This is a genomic window from Sinorhizobium sp. 22678 (assembly GCF_052044265.1).
GTDB classification, from domain to species: Bacteria; Pseudomonadota; Alphaproteobacteria; order Rhizobiales; family Rhizobiaceae; genus Sinorhizobium; species Sinorhizobium meliloti_A.
Window position 1 is genome coordinate 16,835 of sequence record NZ_JBQEMS010000002.1, and the last position, 15,615, is coordinate 32,449.

General features: G+C 63.0%; 13 protein-coding genes and 1 pseudogene. 5 read left to right on the plus strand and 9 right to left on the minus strand.

Annotated elements, in window-relative coordinates:
- Window positions 1-188 precede the first annotated feature (188 nt).
- Entirely contained in the window at window positions 189-1,085 is an 897-nt protein-coding gene (locus tag ACTJKL_RS03480) for a methyltransferase domain-containing protein (protein ID WP_411921857.1), read from the plus strand.
- 103 nt (window positions 1,086-1,188) lie between these two features.
- Here the strand turns inward: ACTJKL_RS03480 and ACTJKL_RS03485 are convergent, their stop codons facing one another.
- The 7 genes from ACTJKL_RS03485 to ACTJKL_RS03515 form a co-directional block, all read right to left on the minus strand.
- Complete coding sequence (locus tag ACTJKL_RS03485) at window positions 1,189-1,362, minus strand: Flp family type IVb pilin (RefSeq protein ID WP_440852191.1); 174 nt, start codon at window positions 1,360-1,362, stop codon at window positions 1,189-1,191.
- A gap of 15 nt (window positions 1,363-1,377) precedes the next feature.
- Complete coding sequence (locus ACTJKL_RS03490) at window positions 1,378-1,554, minus strand: hypothetical protein (RefSeq protein ID WP_440852192.1); 177 nt, start codon at window positions 1,552-1,554, stop codon at window positions 1,378-1,380.
- Window positions 1,548-1,868, minus strand: a complete 321-nt coding sequence (locus tag ACTJKL_RS03495; protein ID WP_440852193.1) for a hypothetical protein — start codon at window positions 1,866-1,868, stop codon at window positions 1,548-1,550. The genes ACTJKL_RS03490 and ACTJKL_RS03495 overlap by 7 nt, the downstream gene beginning before the upstream one ends.
- Window positions 1,869-2,131: 263 nt before the next feature.
- On the minus strand, window positions 2,132-2,539 hold the full coding sequence (locus ACTJKL_RS03500) for a (deoxy)nucleoside triphosphate pyrophosphohydrolase (protein WP_338277397.1): 408 nt from the start codon (window positions 2,537-2,539) through the stop codon (window positions 2,132-2,134).
- Between the two features lie 5 nt (window positions 2,540-2,544).
- Window positions 2,545-3,363 carry a GNAT family N-acetyltransferase gene (locus ACTJKL_RS03505; RefSeq protein ID WP_275597429.1) on the minus strand — a complete coding sequence of 273 codons (819 nt, stop codon included), beginning with the start codon at window positions 3,361-3,363 and terminating at the stop codon, window positions 2,545-2,547.
- Between the two features lie 73 nt (window positions 3,364-3,436).
- A complete protein-coding gene (argJ, locus tag ACTJKL_RS03510) occupies window positions 3,437-4,678 on the minus strand; it encodes a bifunctional glutamate N-acetyltransferase/amino-acid acetyltransferase ArgJ (RefSeq protein ID WP_275599900.1) in 1,242 nt (413 codons plus the stop codon).
- Between the two features lie 160 nt (window positions 4,679-4,838).
- Complete coding sequence (locus tag ACTJKL_RS03515) at window positions 4,839-5,693, minus strand: peptidylprolyl isomerase (protein WP_100674204.1); 855 nt, start codon at window positions 5,691-5,693, stop codon at window positions 4,839-4,841.
- Between the two features lie 244 nt (window positions 5,694-5,937).
- Here ACTJKL_RS03515 and secA point away from each other — a divergent pair, with 244 nt between their 5' ends.
- The 4 genes from secA to ACTJKL_RS03535 all read left to right on the plus strand — a co-directional run bounded on the left by secA (window position 5,938) and on the right by ACTJKL_RS03535 (window position 12,902).
- Window positions 5,938-8,649, plus strand: coding sequence for a preprotein translocase subunit SecA (gene secA, locus ACTJKL_RS03520; protein WP_127708895.1), 2,712 nt, complete (start codon window positions 5,938-5,940; stop codon window positions 8,647-8,649).
- 236 nt (window positions 8,650-8,885) lie between these two features.
- A complete protein-coding gene (gene cml, locus ACTJKL_RS03525) occupies window positions 8,886-10,085 on the plus strand; it encodes a CmlA/FloR family chloramphenicol efflux MFS transporter (protein ID WP_440852194.1) in 1,200 nt (399 codons plus the stop codon).
- A gap of 153 nt (window positions 10,086-10,238) precedes the next feature.
- Window positions 10,239-11,627 (plus strand): lipopolysaccharide biosynthesis protein, encoded by a 1,389-nt coding sequence (locus ACTJKL_RS03530; RefSeq protein WP_440852195.1) that lies wholly within the window; start codon window positions 10,239-10,241, stop codon window positions 11,625-11,627.
- Window positions 11,628-11,630: 3 nt separating this feature from the next.
- Window positions 11,631-12,902, plus strand: coding sequence for a GNAT family N-acetyltransferase (locus ACTJKL_RS03535; RefSeq protein WP_440852196.1), 1,272 nt, complete (start codon window positions 11,631-11,633; stop codon window positions 12,900-12,902).
- Between the two features lie 15 nt (window positions 12,903-12,917).
- Here ACTJKL_RS03535 and ACTJKL_RS03540 read toward each other — a convergent pair whose 3' ends face one another.
- Window positions 12,918-14,564: an AMP-binding protein gene (locus tag ACTJKL_RS03540; protein WP_440852197.1), complete on the minus strand. Its 1,647-nt coding sequence runs from the start codon at window positions 14,562-14,564 to the stop codon at window positions 12,918-12,920.
- Between the two features lie 149 nt (window positions 14,565-14,713).
- A pseudogene (locus tag ACTJKL_RS03545) lies at window positions 14,714-15,130 on the minus strand (arylsulfatase); the annotation flags it as partial.
- Window positions 15,131-15,615 lie beyond the last annotated feature (485 nt).

A 15,615-nucleotide genomic window follows, 5' to 3' on the forward strand; every position in this document is an offset into this window, starting at 1 on the left:
GTTTTCCTGCCCGCCCCGTTTCATGCGCTTGACTTGATTCGTGTTGCTGTCTGTCGCGTTAGACCCTAACTGAGCAGAGGACGAAGGGGGCAGCAAGTTTTAAAGCGTTGCCGCGGCCTCTGCGCGTCCGACAAGACACGCGGCGCTGTAGGGTTTCTGTCGCACCCCGCGATTTCGGAGAGACTGTCGTGGAAATCATCTTTGACCAGAGCCTCGTCGAGGCGCACCGCCGGCGCGCACTGCGCCAGGGCGACGAGAAGGCGGGCTTCCTGCTCGACATCGTCGCACAGGAACTTGCCGAGCGCGTAAGCGTCGTCGAACGGCAGTTCGAAACGGCCATGGAGCTGCACGGCTATACGGGTGCCGCCGCACGCAGCCTTTCCACGACCGGCAAGGTCGGCGCGATCGAGCGGGTGGAAACCGACAGCGCCTTCGGTTCGGTCGACGAGCCGGTGACGGAAGCACCTCTGGAGCGTATCCCGGCCGACCCGGCGTCGCTCAGTCTCCTCGTGTCGCCACTGTCGCTCCATCTTACCAACGATACGCCCGGCGTCTTCATCCAGGCGCGCCGCGTGCTGAAGCCCGACGGGTTGTTCCTTGCCGCAATACCCGGCAGCGGCACGCTGCAGGAACTGCGGGAGGCGCTTCTCGCAGCCGAGGCGGAACTGACGGGCGGGGCGAGCCCACGGGTAATCCCCTTCGCCGACGTGCGCGACATGGGAGCCCTTCTGCAGCGGGCGGGCTTTGCCCTGCCGGTGGCGGATACCGAGACGTACACCGTCCGCTACGATTCGCTCTTCGGCCTCATCCGCGACTTGCGCGCAATGGGCATGACGAACCCGCTGGCGTCGCGCAACCGCAAGCCGATGCCGCGGCGCTTCTTTCTCAGAGCCGCAGAAATCTACGCGCAGCGCTTCTCCGATCCGGACGGGCGCATCCGCGCGACCTTTTCGATCATTTATCTTTCGGGCTGGGCGCCGCACGAGAGTCAGCAGAAGCCGCTCAAACCCGGCTCGGCGAAGCAGAGATTGTCCGACGCGCTTGGCGCGAGCGAGCACAAACTCAAGGATGAAGGCGAGCCGTGATCTGAGCTCTTAGAGCAACCTCCAGGAAAAGTGCGTAACGCTTCCGTCCGGAAGTGCGTTGGATCAAATGGTTGGAGTGTTTCTATGAACACGTTGAAATGCTCTAGGTCCAGGCTGCCTCGATCGTGTTGGTGACGAAGCTCAGCATGCCGAGCAGTGCGCCGGAGAAATTCTGCAGGCCGATGAGAAGGCCGACCGAGATCAGCGCGGCCAGGAGTCCGTATTCAACCGCCGTAGCGCCGTCGCGGTCTCGAAACAGGCTTCTCAGCGTCTCCATTGGTCCTCCAGCCGCTCAGAGCACTTGCCGGAAAAGCGTATAACGGTTTCCGTCCGAAGTGCGTCGTTTCAAAAGGTTGAGGCGTTTCGGCGCTTCAACGCAAGCACGCAACGTTTCAACGGCAAACGAGGCGTCGCCTCGCCACAGGTCAACCGCAAGCAGTGCCTTTCGGCGCTCCGCAGCGATCAGCATCCACTCCTGCTGCCATCGGCGTCGATCATGCAGACGGCACCCGGCATCTCCTGAAGCACGCTGCGCCGAACGGTGTAGCGCTTGGCCGTACCGCCCGAGGGTATGGAGCCCGTCGAGATGTTGTCGTAGTCGATCGGCGTGTTCGCAAGCATTCGCTTGTCGCCCTTGGACGACAGCATCGGCGTCAGGATGAGCGTCAGCGCGATGACCGCCGTGCCGAACAGCAGCGACAGATTGAGCACGCCTGTCCGGCGGGACTGGCTCGTCACCAGATCCTTGTCCTGAACCGTCCTCCAGAAATCCTCGTCCACCATCCCAGCCTCATGCAACACGTAAAGAGCGGCGGGCGAAGCACCCTTCCCAAAGCCTCGTCCTGACCACACCTGCCCGAAAACGGCGCCGTCGAGGTGACGCGCGCCGGAACTGACCCCATCTTGCCCAAGGGTGATAAACGTTCGATTAACGAATTATCGAATTTCGCGGGATTGCGCACCAACAGCGGGGTTCTTGACGCTCCAACTTCGAAGCTACGCACGTCCGCACGGAAAGCCGTTACACACTTTTCCCGCAAGTGCTCTTAGAGCAAATCCATCAGGAACGGGATCAGCGGCTCGTCGGCGGGCGGCATGGCGTAGTCGCGCAACGCCTTCGGGCGCACCCACTTGATAGCTTGGCCTTCGCGGCCTTCGGCAAACCCCTCGTAGCGGCGGCAGATGTAAAGCGGCATCAGGAGGTGAAAGTCGTCGTAGCCGTGGCTCGCGAATGTGAGCGGCGCGAGGCAGGCGATTTTGGTGCGGATGCCGAGCTCCTCTTCGAGCTCGCGGATCAACGTCTCCTCCGGGGTCTCGCCACTCTCGACCTTACCGCCCGGGAACTCCCACAGGCCCGCGAGAGGCTTGCCTTCCGGGCGTTGCGCCAGCAGAACGCGTCCATCGGAATCGACGAGCGCGCAGGCGGCAACGAGCACGATCTTCCTACCCTGCATGTCCGTCAGACCTTCGGCGTTCGATAGAGATAGCGGTAGACCTCGGTGAAACCGGCCTTGCGATAGAGCTCGATCGCAGCCTGGTTGTCGGCCTCCACCTGCAACCAGGCCTTCTTTGCGCCCTTGAGACGTGCCCAACGGAGCGAGGCGTCGAGGAGAGCGCTGCCGACGCCGCGTCGGCGCACCGCTTCGGAAACCGCGAACTGCATGATCCCGGCAAGATCATTGTCGTGGACGACGAGCGACACCGCCGTCGGCCCGGTCTTACGGTCCTCGAACAGGAACAGGCCGCACTCGGGCTTGATGGCGTTGATGATCCCGGTCAGCGCCTGCTTGGCTTCCGGAGGATCCCCGCCGATCAGGATGCGGGCATCCACGAAACGGCCGATATCCTTGATCGGAAGATGGTCGATGCCTTCGCTGAAATCGCGATCCGCCAGGTCGAGCGTCAGGACCAGGCTGTGCGCGAACGACGTCCAGCCCTCGCCATCCATATGGTCGATCATCTTCGGCGGCGTAAGCGGCGTCTGACGAACCGTAAGGGTGCGCCCGGATTGCGCAAAAAGCCGGCGCGCCTTCTCCAGGCGGATGGCTATGTCGCGATAGTCGGACGGATCCAGCGGGTTGACGGAATTCAGGCGCTTGGAAGGGTGCCCCGCCGTCAGACGGATAAGCCAGCTGCCGTCATATTGCACCGACGAGGCCGGCCAGGCGCGAAAACCGACGGCCTCCAGACGCCGCACGCTCGGTAAATCGACCGCGACCGTTTCCCCGTTCCCCGCCCCGTTGCCGGGCGGCTCTCTGCCGTTCGTTGTCATGTCCATAGCCTTGAATGCTGCGGGGCCGGGAAGAGCGCGCGGCCGTCCGGCCGCAACCGCTCTCAACGCCTCAACCGTGTCAGCTTCTGTAATCGCCGTTGATTTCGACATATTCCTTGGTCAGGTCGCAGGTATAGACCGTGGCGCGGCCCGAACCCAGACCGATATCGACGCGGATCGGAATGGTCTCGCCCTGCATGACCGCAGTCGCGGCCGCTTCCGAATAGGCCGGATCGCGCTCGCCCTCGACTGCGACTCGGATATCGCCGAACCAGATCGCCAGCCGGTCGCGCTCGGCCATCTCTCCCGACTTGCCGACGGCCATGACGACGCGTCCCCAATTGGCGTCCTCGCCCGCAACCGCCGTTTTGACGAGCGGCGAATTGGCTATCGAAAGCGCGATGCGTTTGGCGGCGGCATCGTTTTCCGCGCCCTCGACCGTCACCTCGACCATCTTGCGCGCGCCCTCGCCGTCGCGCACGACCTGCAGCGCCAGATCACGCAGCAGATCGTCGAGCGCGGCACGGAACCCGTCGAGACGCGGGTCGGCCGCGTCCTCGACCTTAGCCTGGCCGTCGTCCGCCGCCGCACCGGTCGCAAACATCATCAGCGTGTCGGAGGTGGACGTGTCGCTGTCGACCGTCACCGAATTGAAGGTGGGTTCGACGCCTGCCTGAAGCAGTGCCTGAAGTGCCGCCGGCGCAATGTCCGCATCGGTGACGACGAAGGAGAGCATGGTTGCCATGTCGGGCGCGATCATCCCGGCGCCCTTGGCGATCCCGTTGATCGTGACCCTGACACCGCCGATCTCGGCGCTGCGGGTGGCAACCTTCGGATAGGTATCGGTCGTCATGATCGCTTTGGCCGCTTCGAACCAGAAGTCCTGGGTGGCGGACGCGGCAAGTTTATCCAGAACACCGGCGAACTTGGTGGCGTCGAGCGGCTCGCCGATGACGCCCGTCGACGCCAGGAAGACCTCCGCCTCGCTGCAGCCAACGGCCTTTGCCGCTGCCTCGGCCGTGAGCCTGGTCGCCTCCCGGCCCTTCTTGCCGGTGAACGCGTTGGCATTGCCGGAGTTGACGACGACGGCGCGCGCAATGCCGCCCGGCAGGTTCTGCCGGCAATGGTCGACCGGAGCTGAGGGGCACTTCGACCGCGTGAACACGCCGGCCACGGATGCCGGCCGGTCGAAGAGCATCATCAGCACGTCAGTCCGGTTCTTGTACTTGATCCCTGCGGCAGCGGTCGCCATGCGTACGCCGCGAAGGGCCGGCATTTCGGCAAAGGTTTTCGGAGCAAGCGGAGAGACGGAACCGGACATGGATTGAACCTGCTTTTCAGAAGCCTCGAACGTTGTGCGAAATGCCCGAACGGCATTCAGCCGTCGGGCATCCGGATCTTTGAAGGCGGAGCGGAGCAAATGCGAGCGACCTCAGCCTCCGCGCGGGGGCGCGCCTCCCTAAGAGGCCGCGCAGCCGTAATTACTTGGTTTCCTGCGGCTTGCCGGCCTCGTCATAGGCCTTCTTGAGCGCCGGATCGGAGATTTCGACGGCAGTGCTCTCCTTGGCGGAATTCAGAAGCTCGAGGTACTTGTCACGCATGACGAGCTGGCGAACCTGCGGCTCGACCTGTTCGAGCGTCGGCGGAGCCTGGGGACGCTTGTCCTCGATGAGGATCACATGGAAGCCGAACTGCGTCTTCACCGGTGTCTTCGTATAGGCGCCTTTTTCCAGCGCGAAGGCGGCCGTCTCGAATTCAGGTACCATGCGGCCCTTGGTGAAGTAGCCGAGATCGCCGCCCTCTTCTTTGTTCGGGTCGGTGGACTTGGCCTTGGCAAGGTCGGCGAAGTTCTTGCCCGCGTCGAGTTCCTTGATGACGTCCTTCGCCTCGTCTTCGGTCTTGACGAGGATATGGCGGGCCTTGACCTCTTCCTGCGGCGGAATCGCTGCGACTTCCTTGTCGTAGCGCGCCTTCACATCTTCCGCCGTTACGGCATCGACCACGTGCTTCTTGAAGAAGGCGTTGTGCAACTCGCGTTCGGTCAGGAATGCGACGCGCTGCTTGAACGCTTCGTCGTTCTGAAGCCCTTCCTTCTCGGCGTCCTTCAAAAGAAGCTTCACGTCGATGACGGCCGATAGTGCTGCTGCGCGCTTCTGCTCGTCAGGCATCCGCTGGAGCTGCGGATCGAGGCTCGTGATTGCGAGATCAAGTTCCGACTGGTGGATTTCCTGGTCCCCGACTTTGGCAATGACCGGGTCGGTCCCTTCGGCGCGGGCGACACCCGCCGCGATCACCGCGACCAGTGCCGCGGCCGCAAGGGTCTTGTATCTAGACATGTTTCTAACCTTTCACCATTGGCCGCCAGCGCGATTGGCTCCGGCCCCAGGGGCTGCACAACAACCAGAATGTGGCGGTTCTGTAGCCGTCCGGCCGTGCAAGTGCGTTGACATAATCCGACCCCCCTCTTATCTGTCACGCAACCTCGCGTCCAGAACAGTTTCCGGGCGTTTCGCGGCGTGACGCGGTTTTTCGACCGCTCGCCTGAAACCCCAGGCGACAAATAAGGAAAGGACCATTTGCATGGTCAGTCTCGGCGGCTTTGCCCGCAAGTTGTTTGGTTCCGCCAACGATCGCCGCGTCCGCGGCTACAAGGGCCGGGTGGACGCCATCAATGCTCTCGAAGCCGAAATGAAGGCGCTGAGCGACGAGGCCCTGGCGGCGAAGACGGCGGAATTTCGCAGTGAGCTCGCCGGCGGCAAGACCCTGGACGACATTCTCGTGCCGGCCTTTGCGGTCGTGCGCGAGGCTGCGCTCCGCGTCCTCGGGCTGCGCCCCTTCGACGTCCAGCTGATCGGCGGCATGATCCTGCACGAGCGCGCCATCGCGGAAATGAAGACCGGTGAAGGCAAGACGCTCGTCGCCACCCTTCCCGTCTATCTCAACGCGCTCGCCGGCAAGGGCGTGCATGTGGTCACCGTCAACGACTACCTCGCCCAGCGCGACGCGGGCATGATGGGCCGCATCTACGGCTTCCTCGGCATGACCACCGGCGTCATTGTCCACGGTCTCTCCGACGAACAGCGCCGCGACGCCTATGCCTGCGACGTCACCTATGCGACGAACAACGAGCTCGGCTTCGACTATCTGCGCGACAACATGAAGTACGAGCGCTCCCAGATGGTGCAGCGCGGCCACTTCTTCGCCATCGTCGACGAGGTCGACTCGATCCTGGTGGACGAGGCGCGCACCCCGCTGATCATCTCCGGCCCGCTCGACGACCGCTCCGATCTCTACAACACCATCAATGAGTTCATTCCGCGCCTGTCGCCGGAAGACTATGAAATCGACGAGAAGCAGCGCTCGGCCAATTTTTCGGAAGAAGGCACCGAGAAGCTCGAGAACATGCTGCGCGAGGCCGGCCTGCTGAAGGGCGAGTCGCTCTACGACATCGAGAACGTGGCGATCGTTCACCACGTCAACAACGCGCTCAAGGCCCACAAGCTCTTCACCCGCGACAAGGATTACATCGTACGCAACGGCGAGATCGTCATCATCGACGAGTTTACCGGCCGCATGATGCCCGGCCGCCGCTACTCCGAAGGCCAGCACCAGGCGCTCGAAGCCAAGGAAAAGGTGCAGATCCAGCCCGAAAACCAGACGCTCGCCTCGATCACCTTCCAGAACTATTTCCGCATGTACGACAAGCTTGCCGGCATGACCGGTACGGCTGCGACGGAAGCGGAGGAATTCGGCAACATCTACGGCCTCGAAGTTCTCGAGGTGCCGACCAACCTGCCGATCAAGCGCGTCGACGAGGACGATGAGGTCTATCGCACCGTCGGCGAAAAATTCAAGGCGATCATCGACGAGATCAAATCCGCACATGAGCGCGGCCAGCCGATGCTCGTCGGCACCACCTCCATCGAGAAATCCGAACTTCTCGCCGATATGCTGAAGAAGAGCGGCTTCTCCAAGTTCCAGGTGCTGAACGCCCGCTACCACGAGCAGGAAGCCTATATCGTCGCGCAGGCCGGCGTCCCCGGCGCGGTCACGATCGCCACCAACATGGCCGGCCGCGGCACCGACATCCAGCTCGGCGGCAACCCCGACATGCGCATCCAGCAGGAGCTGGCCGATGTAGAGCCCGGCCCGGAGCGCGAAGCGCGCGAAAAGGCGATCCGGGAAGAGGTTCAGAAGCTCAAGGAAAAGGCGCTCGCCGCCGGCGGGCTCTACGTTCTTGCCACCGAACGGCACGAAAGCCGCCGCATCGACAACCAGTTGCGTGGCCGCTCGGGCCGCCAGGGCGACCCGGGCCGCTCCAAGTTCTACCTGTCGCTTCAGGACGATCTGATGCGCATCTTCGGATCCGACCGCATGGACGGAATGCTGCAGAAGCTCGGCCTGAAGGAAGGCGAGGCAATCGTCCATCCCTGGATCAACAAGGCGCTCGAACGCGCCCAGAAGAAGGTCGAGGCGCGCAACTTCGACATCCGCAAGAATCTCCTGAAATACGACGATGTGCTCAACGACCAGCGCAAGGTCATTTTCGAGCAGCGCATCGAACTGATGGACGCGGAGAGCGTCACCGATACGGTGACCGACATGCGCAACGAAGTGATCGAGGAAATCGTCGCCAAACGCATTCCGGAGCGGGCCTATGCCGAAAAATGGGATGCCGAGGGACTGAAGGCCGACGTCCAGCAGTATTTCAATCTCGACCTGCCGATCGCCGAATGGGTCGCCGAAGAAGGCATCGCCGAGGACGATATCCGCGAGCGCATCACTGCCGCAGTGGACAAGGCGGCTGCCGAGCGCGCCGAGCGTTTCGGCCCCGAAATCATGCAATATGTCGAGCGCTCCGTCGTCCTCCAGACGCTCGATCATCTCTGGCGCGAGCATATCGTCAACCTCGACCACCTGCGGTCGGTCATCGGCTTCCGCGGCTACGCCCAGCGCGATCCGCTGCAGGAATACAAGTCCGAGGCTTTCGAGCTGTTCCAAGCCCTGCTCGGCAATCTGCGTCAGGCGGTCACGGCACAGCTGATGCGGGTCGAGCTGGTCCGCGAGGCGCCCGAGGAACCGCAGCCGCTGCCACCGATGCAGGCGCACCACATCGATCCGCTGACCGGCGAGGACGACTTCGCGCAGGCCGGGGAGACGCTGCTGGCGGTCGCGCCTGCGAACCGCGATCCGGCCGACCCTTCAACCTGGGGCAAAGTCGCACGCAACGAAGCCTGCCCGTGCGGCTCGGGCAAGAAATACAAGCATTGCCACGGCATTTACGAAGCCTGACCCGCGGGGCTGCGCGTCCGGTCGGGCGCGCGAACGATTGTCTGCCTGCCACTGACATGGCAGGCAACTTGCCTCATCTCAAGATGCGCATGGAGCCGTAGCATGGGAGCTCAAAAGTCCTCGGACAAGTAAGCCGCAACAACGCTTTTCCTTGTTGTTGCGGCGTCTGTCGAGCCGACCCCCGTGCCGAAGGCAGACCGCCGCCGAATGTTCCTCATTTGAGCGGATGTCTTTCCATGCCTACAAAACCTCATGTCTGGCGCTATTCGCTGCCGGCAGCGCTGCTGCTGATGGCGCCCTTCGATATCCTCGCCTCGCTGGCCATGGATATCTACCTCCCGATCGTTCCGGCGATGCCCGGTATTCTCGGGACCAGTCCTGCCGTGGTCCAGCTCACGCTGAGCCTCTATATGGTGTTGCTCGGCCTCGGCCAGATCGTCTTCGGGCCCGTCTCCGATCGCATCGGACGGCGGCCGGTCCTGATCGGCGGAGCGATGCTGTTCGCCGCGGCGTCGTTCTGCCTTGCGGCATCCTCCAGCGCCATACCATTCGTCGCCTTCCGCTTCCTGCAGGCGGTTGGCGCATCTGCGGCCCTGGTGGCCACCTTTGCGACGATCCGGGACGTCTATGCCGACCGCCCGGAAAGCACGGTTATCTACAGCCTGTTCAGTTCCATTCTGGCATTCGTTCCCGCTCTGGGACCGATAGCCGGCGCCATGCTGGCGGAGAGGTTCGGATGGCGCTCGATCTTCGTTACGCTCGGTGCATTTGCCGTAATGGCGCTGGTGCAGGCACTGCCTCGCTGGCATGAATCCCGCCCTTCGGCGGCCGCGCTGCCGCGGCGCACGTTCGGGCCCCTTTTCCGCAGCCTCGCCTTCTGGACCTATACCCTCGGCTTCAGCGCCGCCATGGGCACGTTTTTCGTGTTCTTTTCCACCTCTCCGCGCGTTCTGATCGACAGGGCAGGATATTCGGAGCTGCAGTTCAGCCTCGCCTTTGCAACTGTAGCAATCGTGATGATCATCACGGCGCGCTTTGCCAGGCGGTTCGTCTCCCGATGGGGAACTTCGGGCAGCCTCCTGCGGGGCATGTGCATGTTGCTTCTCGGGGCGGCGCTCCTGGCCGCCGGGCAAAGCTTCGGCACCCCTTCGCCCTGGACGTTCGTCACGTCGATGTGGGTCATGGCGGTCGGCATCGTCTTCACCGTATCGGTGACTGCAAACGGCGCGCTCGAAGAGTTCGGATACATGGCGGGTTCGGCGGTCGCAGTCTATTTCTGCGTCCAAAGCCTCATCGTCGGGACGGCGGGAACACTGCTCGTGATCGGACTGCCCGGCGACAGCGTGTGGCCGCTCGTGGTCTATGCCTCGACAATGGCCGGTGTCGTGCTGATCGCGCGCCGGCAGTTGCAGTCCAGAAGGCACGCCCAGGCATGATTGAAGAGGAAGTCGGGCAAAAGCCCGGCTTCCACGCCCTCAAACGAGGGTGCTGAACCCTTTGTTAACGCTGATCTGACAGAAGTGAAGCCCAGTATTGCGTAATGTCAGGGTGTCCTCGTGTTCATGGCGGTATGTCAATCGGCCGGACGAATGCTGCCGTCGGCGCTGAGATATCGCCTGCCTCTTCTTTTGCACGGCCTCGCGTCGCTTCTTGCGGGGGACGATCCCAGGAACCGTGCACAGCGCGTGGCGCTCATCGCCTTTCTGATCCGTATAGTCAGCGCAGCCATCGCCTTCGTCTCGCAAATCGTCCTTGCGCGCCTCGTCGGCGAGTTCGAATACGGCATCTTCATTTTCGTCTGGGTGCTGGTCGTCCTCTTCGGAAACCTGTCCTGCCTCGGTTTCCATGCGACCGTGATCCGCTTCCTGCCGGAATACCATACCACCGCCGCGCTCGCGAACATCCGCGGTCTGACCACGACGGCGCGGGTCTTTGCGATGCTTTCCGCGACCGTTCTCGCCGCAGTCGGCGGAGCCGGCCTCTGGCTCTTCGGCTCCGCCATCGAAAGTTACTATGTGATTCCTCTCTATCTCGGCCTGTTCACTCTGCCGATGATCGCGCTCGGCGACGTACTGGACGGCACCGCGCGGGCGCATAGCTGGCCCATCGTCGCGATGAGCCCGACCTATCTCGTGCGGCCGCTGCTGATCCTCGGTTTCATGGTCATCGCGATCGCCGCCGGGCTTCCGCGCAATGCGACGACAGCCATGGGCGCTGCGCTGGGGGCGGCCTATGTCACCACGCTCGGACAATTCGTGACGATGGCATGGCGGCTCCGCCGCCATTACGTGCGCGGGCCGATGAAGATCGAACTCGGGCGGTGGCTCAGCGTCTCCCTTCCCATTTTTCTGGTCGACGGTTTCGGGTTCCTGCTCACCAATTCCGACGTCGTCATTGTGGGCCTCTATCTGAAACCCGACGATGTGGCGGTTTATTTTGCGGCGGCCAAGACCATGGCGCTCGTCCATTTCGTGATGTTCGCCGTCAAGGCGGCAGCAGGTCCGCGTTTCTCTGCTGCAATGGCCGCGGGCGATCGCAGGCAGCTGGCTGAAATCGCCGTCGAAAGCGCGCGCTGGTCCTTCTGGCCGTCCCTGGCGATCGGCGGCTGCGTACTCGCAGCCGGCAACATCCTGCTTTCGCTGTTTGGCCCGGCGTTCACGGCTGGCGCCCCCTTGATGGCGATCCTGCTGACGGGAATTCTCGCCAAGGCCTTTGTCGGACCCGCCGAAACGCTGCTCACGATGGCGGGGCGGCAAAAGCTCTGCGTCCTGCTCTATGCGGCAGCGCTCGGAGTCAACATCGCCTTGAACGTGACACTCATCCCGGTCTTCGGCCTGACGGGCGCAGCTGCCGCCACTGCCGGCGCGATGTTCGTGGAGGCAGCCATCCTGCATTTCGCCGTAAGGCGCACTTTCGGCTTTCCCCTGCTGGCCGTTGCCGGCGCGGGGACGATGAACAACAAGAACGAGGCGATTTGAGCCATGATCGGCAATGTCCTCCCCGCAGACGTGAACGGCAGCGCCAACCGCCTGCTTGGCAGCCTCGCGCAATCCGGTCCCGATACGTTGCAGTCCGAGCGGACATTGATGGTCGGAAGGCCCGGACGGCACCTCGCGGTCTATCCGGCGAGAGCGGGATACGACCTGCAGCGCGAGCTCGACTTTCTCTCCAATCGCGCCATCGAGCAGAACGTCTTCTTTACCGGGCGCTTTCTCGCGCCGGCCATGCCGCGCCTCGAGGACCGGGTGATCCGGCTTGCGGTCATCCGCGACCAAAGCGAACAGAGAAGCCGAATCCGCTTTCTCATGCCGTTCTCGATAGAGAAGCCGGGTTTTTCGATCGGCGCGACCATTATTCGCGCGTGGTCCAATCCATTCGGGCCGCTGGGCACGCCCCTCCTCGATGCCGAAGACGCGGCCGAGACGATCAGCAATCTTTACGAAGCGCTGGCCGCGCCTTCCGCCGGCCTGCCGCCGGTGCTCGTGCTTCCCGATATCAGGTTGAACGGCAAATTTGCGCAGCTTGCCCGTGCCGTTGCGATCGGCGAAAACCTGCCGCTGACGGTGACGGATACATTCAGCCGGCCGATGCTCGAAAGCCTGCTGGACGGCCCCACCTATTTGCGCGAGGCCGCGGGCCCCCAGCGCCTGAGGGAGCTGAAGCGGCAGTGGAACAATCTCGCGAAGCAGGGATCGCTGGCCTACAATGTCGCGCGCCAACCCGATGAGATCCGCCTGCGCATGGAGGAGTTCCTGGTCCTCGAAGCGTCCGGCTGGAAAGGCCGCGAACGCAGCGCCATGATCATGGACCGGTTCCGCGCCGCTTTCGCGAGGGAAGCGGTAAACAATCTGGCCGAGGCCGACAGCGTCCGCATTCACACGCTCGATCTTGACGGTAAGGCGATCGCGACCATCGTCGTTCTGCTGATGGCCGGCGAAGCCTATGCCTGGAAGACCGCCTATGACGAGCGCTATGCGAAATACTCTCCGGGCAAGCTGCTTGTCGCGGAGCTCACGGAGTGGCATCTCGACGATGCCAATATCATCCGCTCCGACTCCTGCGCCGTGCCCGATCATCCGGTGATGAGCCGCCTGTGGCAGGAGCGAGAGGAAATGGGCACGCTCGTGATCGGGCTGGCACAGAACCGCGACCGCGACGTGCGTCAGGTCGCCGCGCAGCTCCACCTTTATCGCAATACCCGAAATATGGCCCGGCTGCTGCGTGAAAAGATCCGGGCGCTGGCAGGCCGCTGATCTTTCAGCCGAACATCAGCCGCCGGACACGGCGCGCGCCTCTGCCGCCGCCTTCTCCCGCAGAAGCCGGCGGATCACCTTGCCCGAGGTGGTCAAAGGCAGGCTGTCGACGAAAGCGATCTCGCGCGGATATTCATGCATCGACAGCCTGTTCTTCACCCAGTCGCGGATCCCTGCCGCGGTCTCGTCGCCGGCAGAGACGCCGGGTTTCAGCACGACATAGGCCTTGACGATCTCGGTCCGGAGCGGGTCCGGTTTGCCGACGGCCGCGGCGAGCTGCACGTCCGGATGCCCGGCGAGACAATCCTCGATCTCGCCCGGGCCGATGCGATAGCCTGACGACGTGATGACGTCGTCGTCACGTCCGAAAAAGGTGAAATAGCCCTCTTCGTCCATGGCGCCCTGGTCCCCGGTTGTCATCCAGTCGCCGATGAACTTGGACTCGGTCGCCTCTTCGTTGCGCCAGTAGCCGAGGAACATCACCGGATCGGGACGCCTGATCGCCACCTGCCCGACCGCGCCGGGCGGCAGAACCCGCCCCTCGCCGTCGATGATCGCGACCTGATGACCCGGTGCCGCCTTGCCCATGGAGCCGGGCTTCGCCACGCCGAGATCGGTCGCAGAGGAGATGACGATATTGCATTCCGTCTGGCCGTAGAATTCGCTCACCTCGACGCCGAGCGCCGCCCTTGCCCATTCGAAGGTCTCCCGCCCGAGCGCCTCGCCGGCCGAACCGACGGTGCGCAGCTTGAGCGCGTAGCGATCGCGCGGCCGCTCGACGGATTTGAGGAGCCTGAGCGCCGTCGGCGGGATGAAGGCGTTGCGCACCTCCATTTCCTCCATGATCCGGAACGCGGTATGCGCATCGAATTTCTGCGCCGGCGAGGACACCACGGGCACGCCGAAGAAAAACGACGGCAGCAGAGCGTTCAGGAGACCGCCCGCCCAGGCCCAGTCGGCAGGCGTCCACATCCGGTCGCCAGGCTGCGGCAGGAAGTGGTGATGGAACTGGAACCCCGGCAAATGGCCGAGCAGCACGCGATGGCCATGCAGGGCTCCCTTCGGCGGCCCGGTGGTCCCCGAAGTGTAGATCATCAGAGCGGGATCGTCCGGCTTCGTTCCCGCGGGATCGAATCGGCCCTCCCGGGCCACGAGTTCACCGAACCGCACGGTGCCGGATTCGTGCTGTTCTTCGGCAAGCACCACCAGGCGCAAATCCGGCAGCTCTTCCCGGATCGACGTTAGCCGCTCATGGCCGAAGCGATTGGTGACGATCGCTGCCGCACCCGCATCCTTCAGCCGGTAGGCCAGCGCCTCGGCGCCGAAAAGCAGAGCAAGCGGCAGCGCGATACCACCCAGCTTGTAGATTGCCGCATGGGCTATCGCCGCCTCGAACCCCTGCGGCAGCAGGATGGCAACGCGATCGCCGGGCTTCACCCCATGCGCGGCAAGTCCGCCGGCAAAAGCGGACGAACGGGCGGCAAAGGCGCCATAGGTCAACGCAAGATGCGCGCCGTCCGAGCTGAAATGCTGGAGACAGACGCGCTCCGGCTCCCGCGCGCCCCAGGCGTCGCTGACGGCTACGCCGATGTTGAAGGTATCGGGTATCCGCCAGCGGAATTCGCCGTAGAGTTCGTCATAGTCTTCGATCTTCGGGAGCATGAGCTTGCTGCAGCTGAGTTTTGCTGCAATGCAGCTAGCATTTGAGCGCGGGGGAATTCAATGGTGGTGCCGACCGTGGGCGCGGATTTCGGGGAGAAGCGAACGCACCGGGGTCGGTGCGTTCTTTCCGGTTCGATCGGCCATCGACGCTATTGCTCGATGCCGCGGTCTTTGAACGATTGATCGATCGCCTTATCCACTTTGGCCCGCACACCTTCGAGGTTGAAGCTGGCTCCGCGCTGGCTAGGCGGATATTTGATGAAGCTCTCCAGGAACGCTGCAGCCTTCAATTGACCCTTCACCAGCAGGAAATCGTTCCTTACAAGCCAGTCGTTGTACTGATCGGACACCAGGTCCGCACGCTCATAGGGGTCCATTCGCAGGTTGAACAGCTTGGGCACGCGCCAGGTCACAAGCGGCGTTTGCCAGACAGCGAATCCTCCGCCGGCAGTTTGTTCATGAAAGACCACCTTCCAATCGTCGTAGCGTGTGGCCACCAGGTTGGCGTCGTCATCGAAATAGAAAAATTCGGAACGGGCACTCTTGTCCGACTTGCCGGTAAGGTAAAGGGCAGGATCACCTTGCCGTAATCGGACTGCCTGTAATCGCCCCTGAGAAGATCCGCCACCGACCAGATAAGAGCGGAAAGTGCTTGTTGGTTCATTGCTGCTTCCTGAAAAATTCAACCGAAGATAGTCAGCCGTAGTATTCTTTTCGTTAAACCGACCTTTTGAGATGACGCTATCTCGGCACCACCAAACATGGCAAGGCTGGCGCGGGGCGTGTGTTCGTTCGAAACCATCAACAACTTCTGCCGCGTTGCCCGTGACTAGCTTCCACCGTCCCGACGCAGGACAGAGACAGTGACCGCGGTCCTCCGCCCCACCCTGGCTTGTTGGGGGTCGGGTTCGGGACGGCCTCGGTCACTATCGAGGGAATGGAACGGAACACGCTCAGGCAACCTTAAGTCACGCCTCAGGGCCACCCCACGGCAGAATCGAGAGGCACCGGGGTAGTCGCGCGTTCCTATAATCTGATTGGGTCGCTCGCC

Coding starts and splice junctions, on each gene's coding strand:
- ACTJKL_RS03485 (WP_440852191.1), bottom strand. CDS start 1,362: ATGGAGACGCTGAGAAGCCTGTTTCGAGACCGCGACGGCGCTACGGCG.
- ACTJKL_RS03490 (WP_440852192.1), bottom strand. CDS start 1,554: ATGCTGATCGCTGCGGAGCGCCGAAAGGCACTGCTTGCGGTTGACCTG.
- ACTJKL_RS03495 (WP_440852193.1), bottom strand. CDS start 1,868: ATGGTGGACGAGGATTTCTGGAGGACGGTTCAGGACAAGGATCTGGTG.
- ACTJKL_RS03500 (WP_338277397.1), bottom strand. CDS start 2,539: ATGCAGGGTAGGAAGATCGTGCTCGTTGCCGCCTGCGCGCTCGTCGAT.
- ACTJKL_RS03505 (WP_275597429.1), bottom strand. CDS start 3,363: ATGGACATGACAACGAACGGCAGAGAGCCGCCCGGCAACGGGGCGGGG.
- argJ (WP_275599900.1), bottom strand. CDS start 4,678: ATGTCCGGTTCCGTCTCTCCGCTTGCTCCGAAAACCTTTGCCGAAATG.
- ACTJKL_RS03515 (WP_100674204.1), bottom strand. CDS start 5,693: ATGTCTAGATACAAGACCCTTGCGGCCGCGGCACTGGTCGCGGTGATC.
- secA (WP_127708895.1), top strand. CDS start 5,938: ATGGTCAGTCTCGGCGGCTTTGCCCGCAAGTTGTTTGGTTCCGCCAAC.
- cml (WP_440852194.1), top strand. CDS start 8,886: ATGCCTACAAAACCTCATGTCTGGCGCTATTCGCTGCCGGCAGCGCTG.
- ACTJKL_RS03530 (WP_440852195.1), top strand. CDS start 10,239: ATGCTGCCGTCGGCGCTGAGATATCGCCTGCCTCTTCTTTTGCACGGC.
- ACTJKL_RS03535 (WP_440852196.1), top strand. CDS start 11,631: ATGATCGGCAATGTCCTCCCCGCAGACGTGAACGGCAGCGCCAACCGC.
- ACTJKL_RS03540 (WP_440852197.1), bottom strand. CDS start 14,564: ATGCTCCCGAAGATCGAAGACTATGACGAACTCTACGGCGAATTCCGC.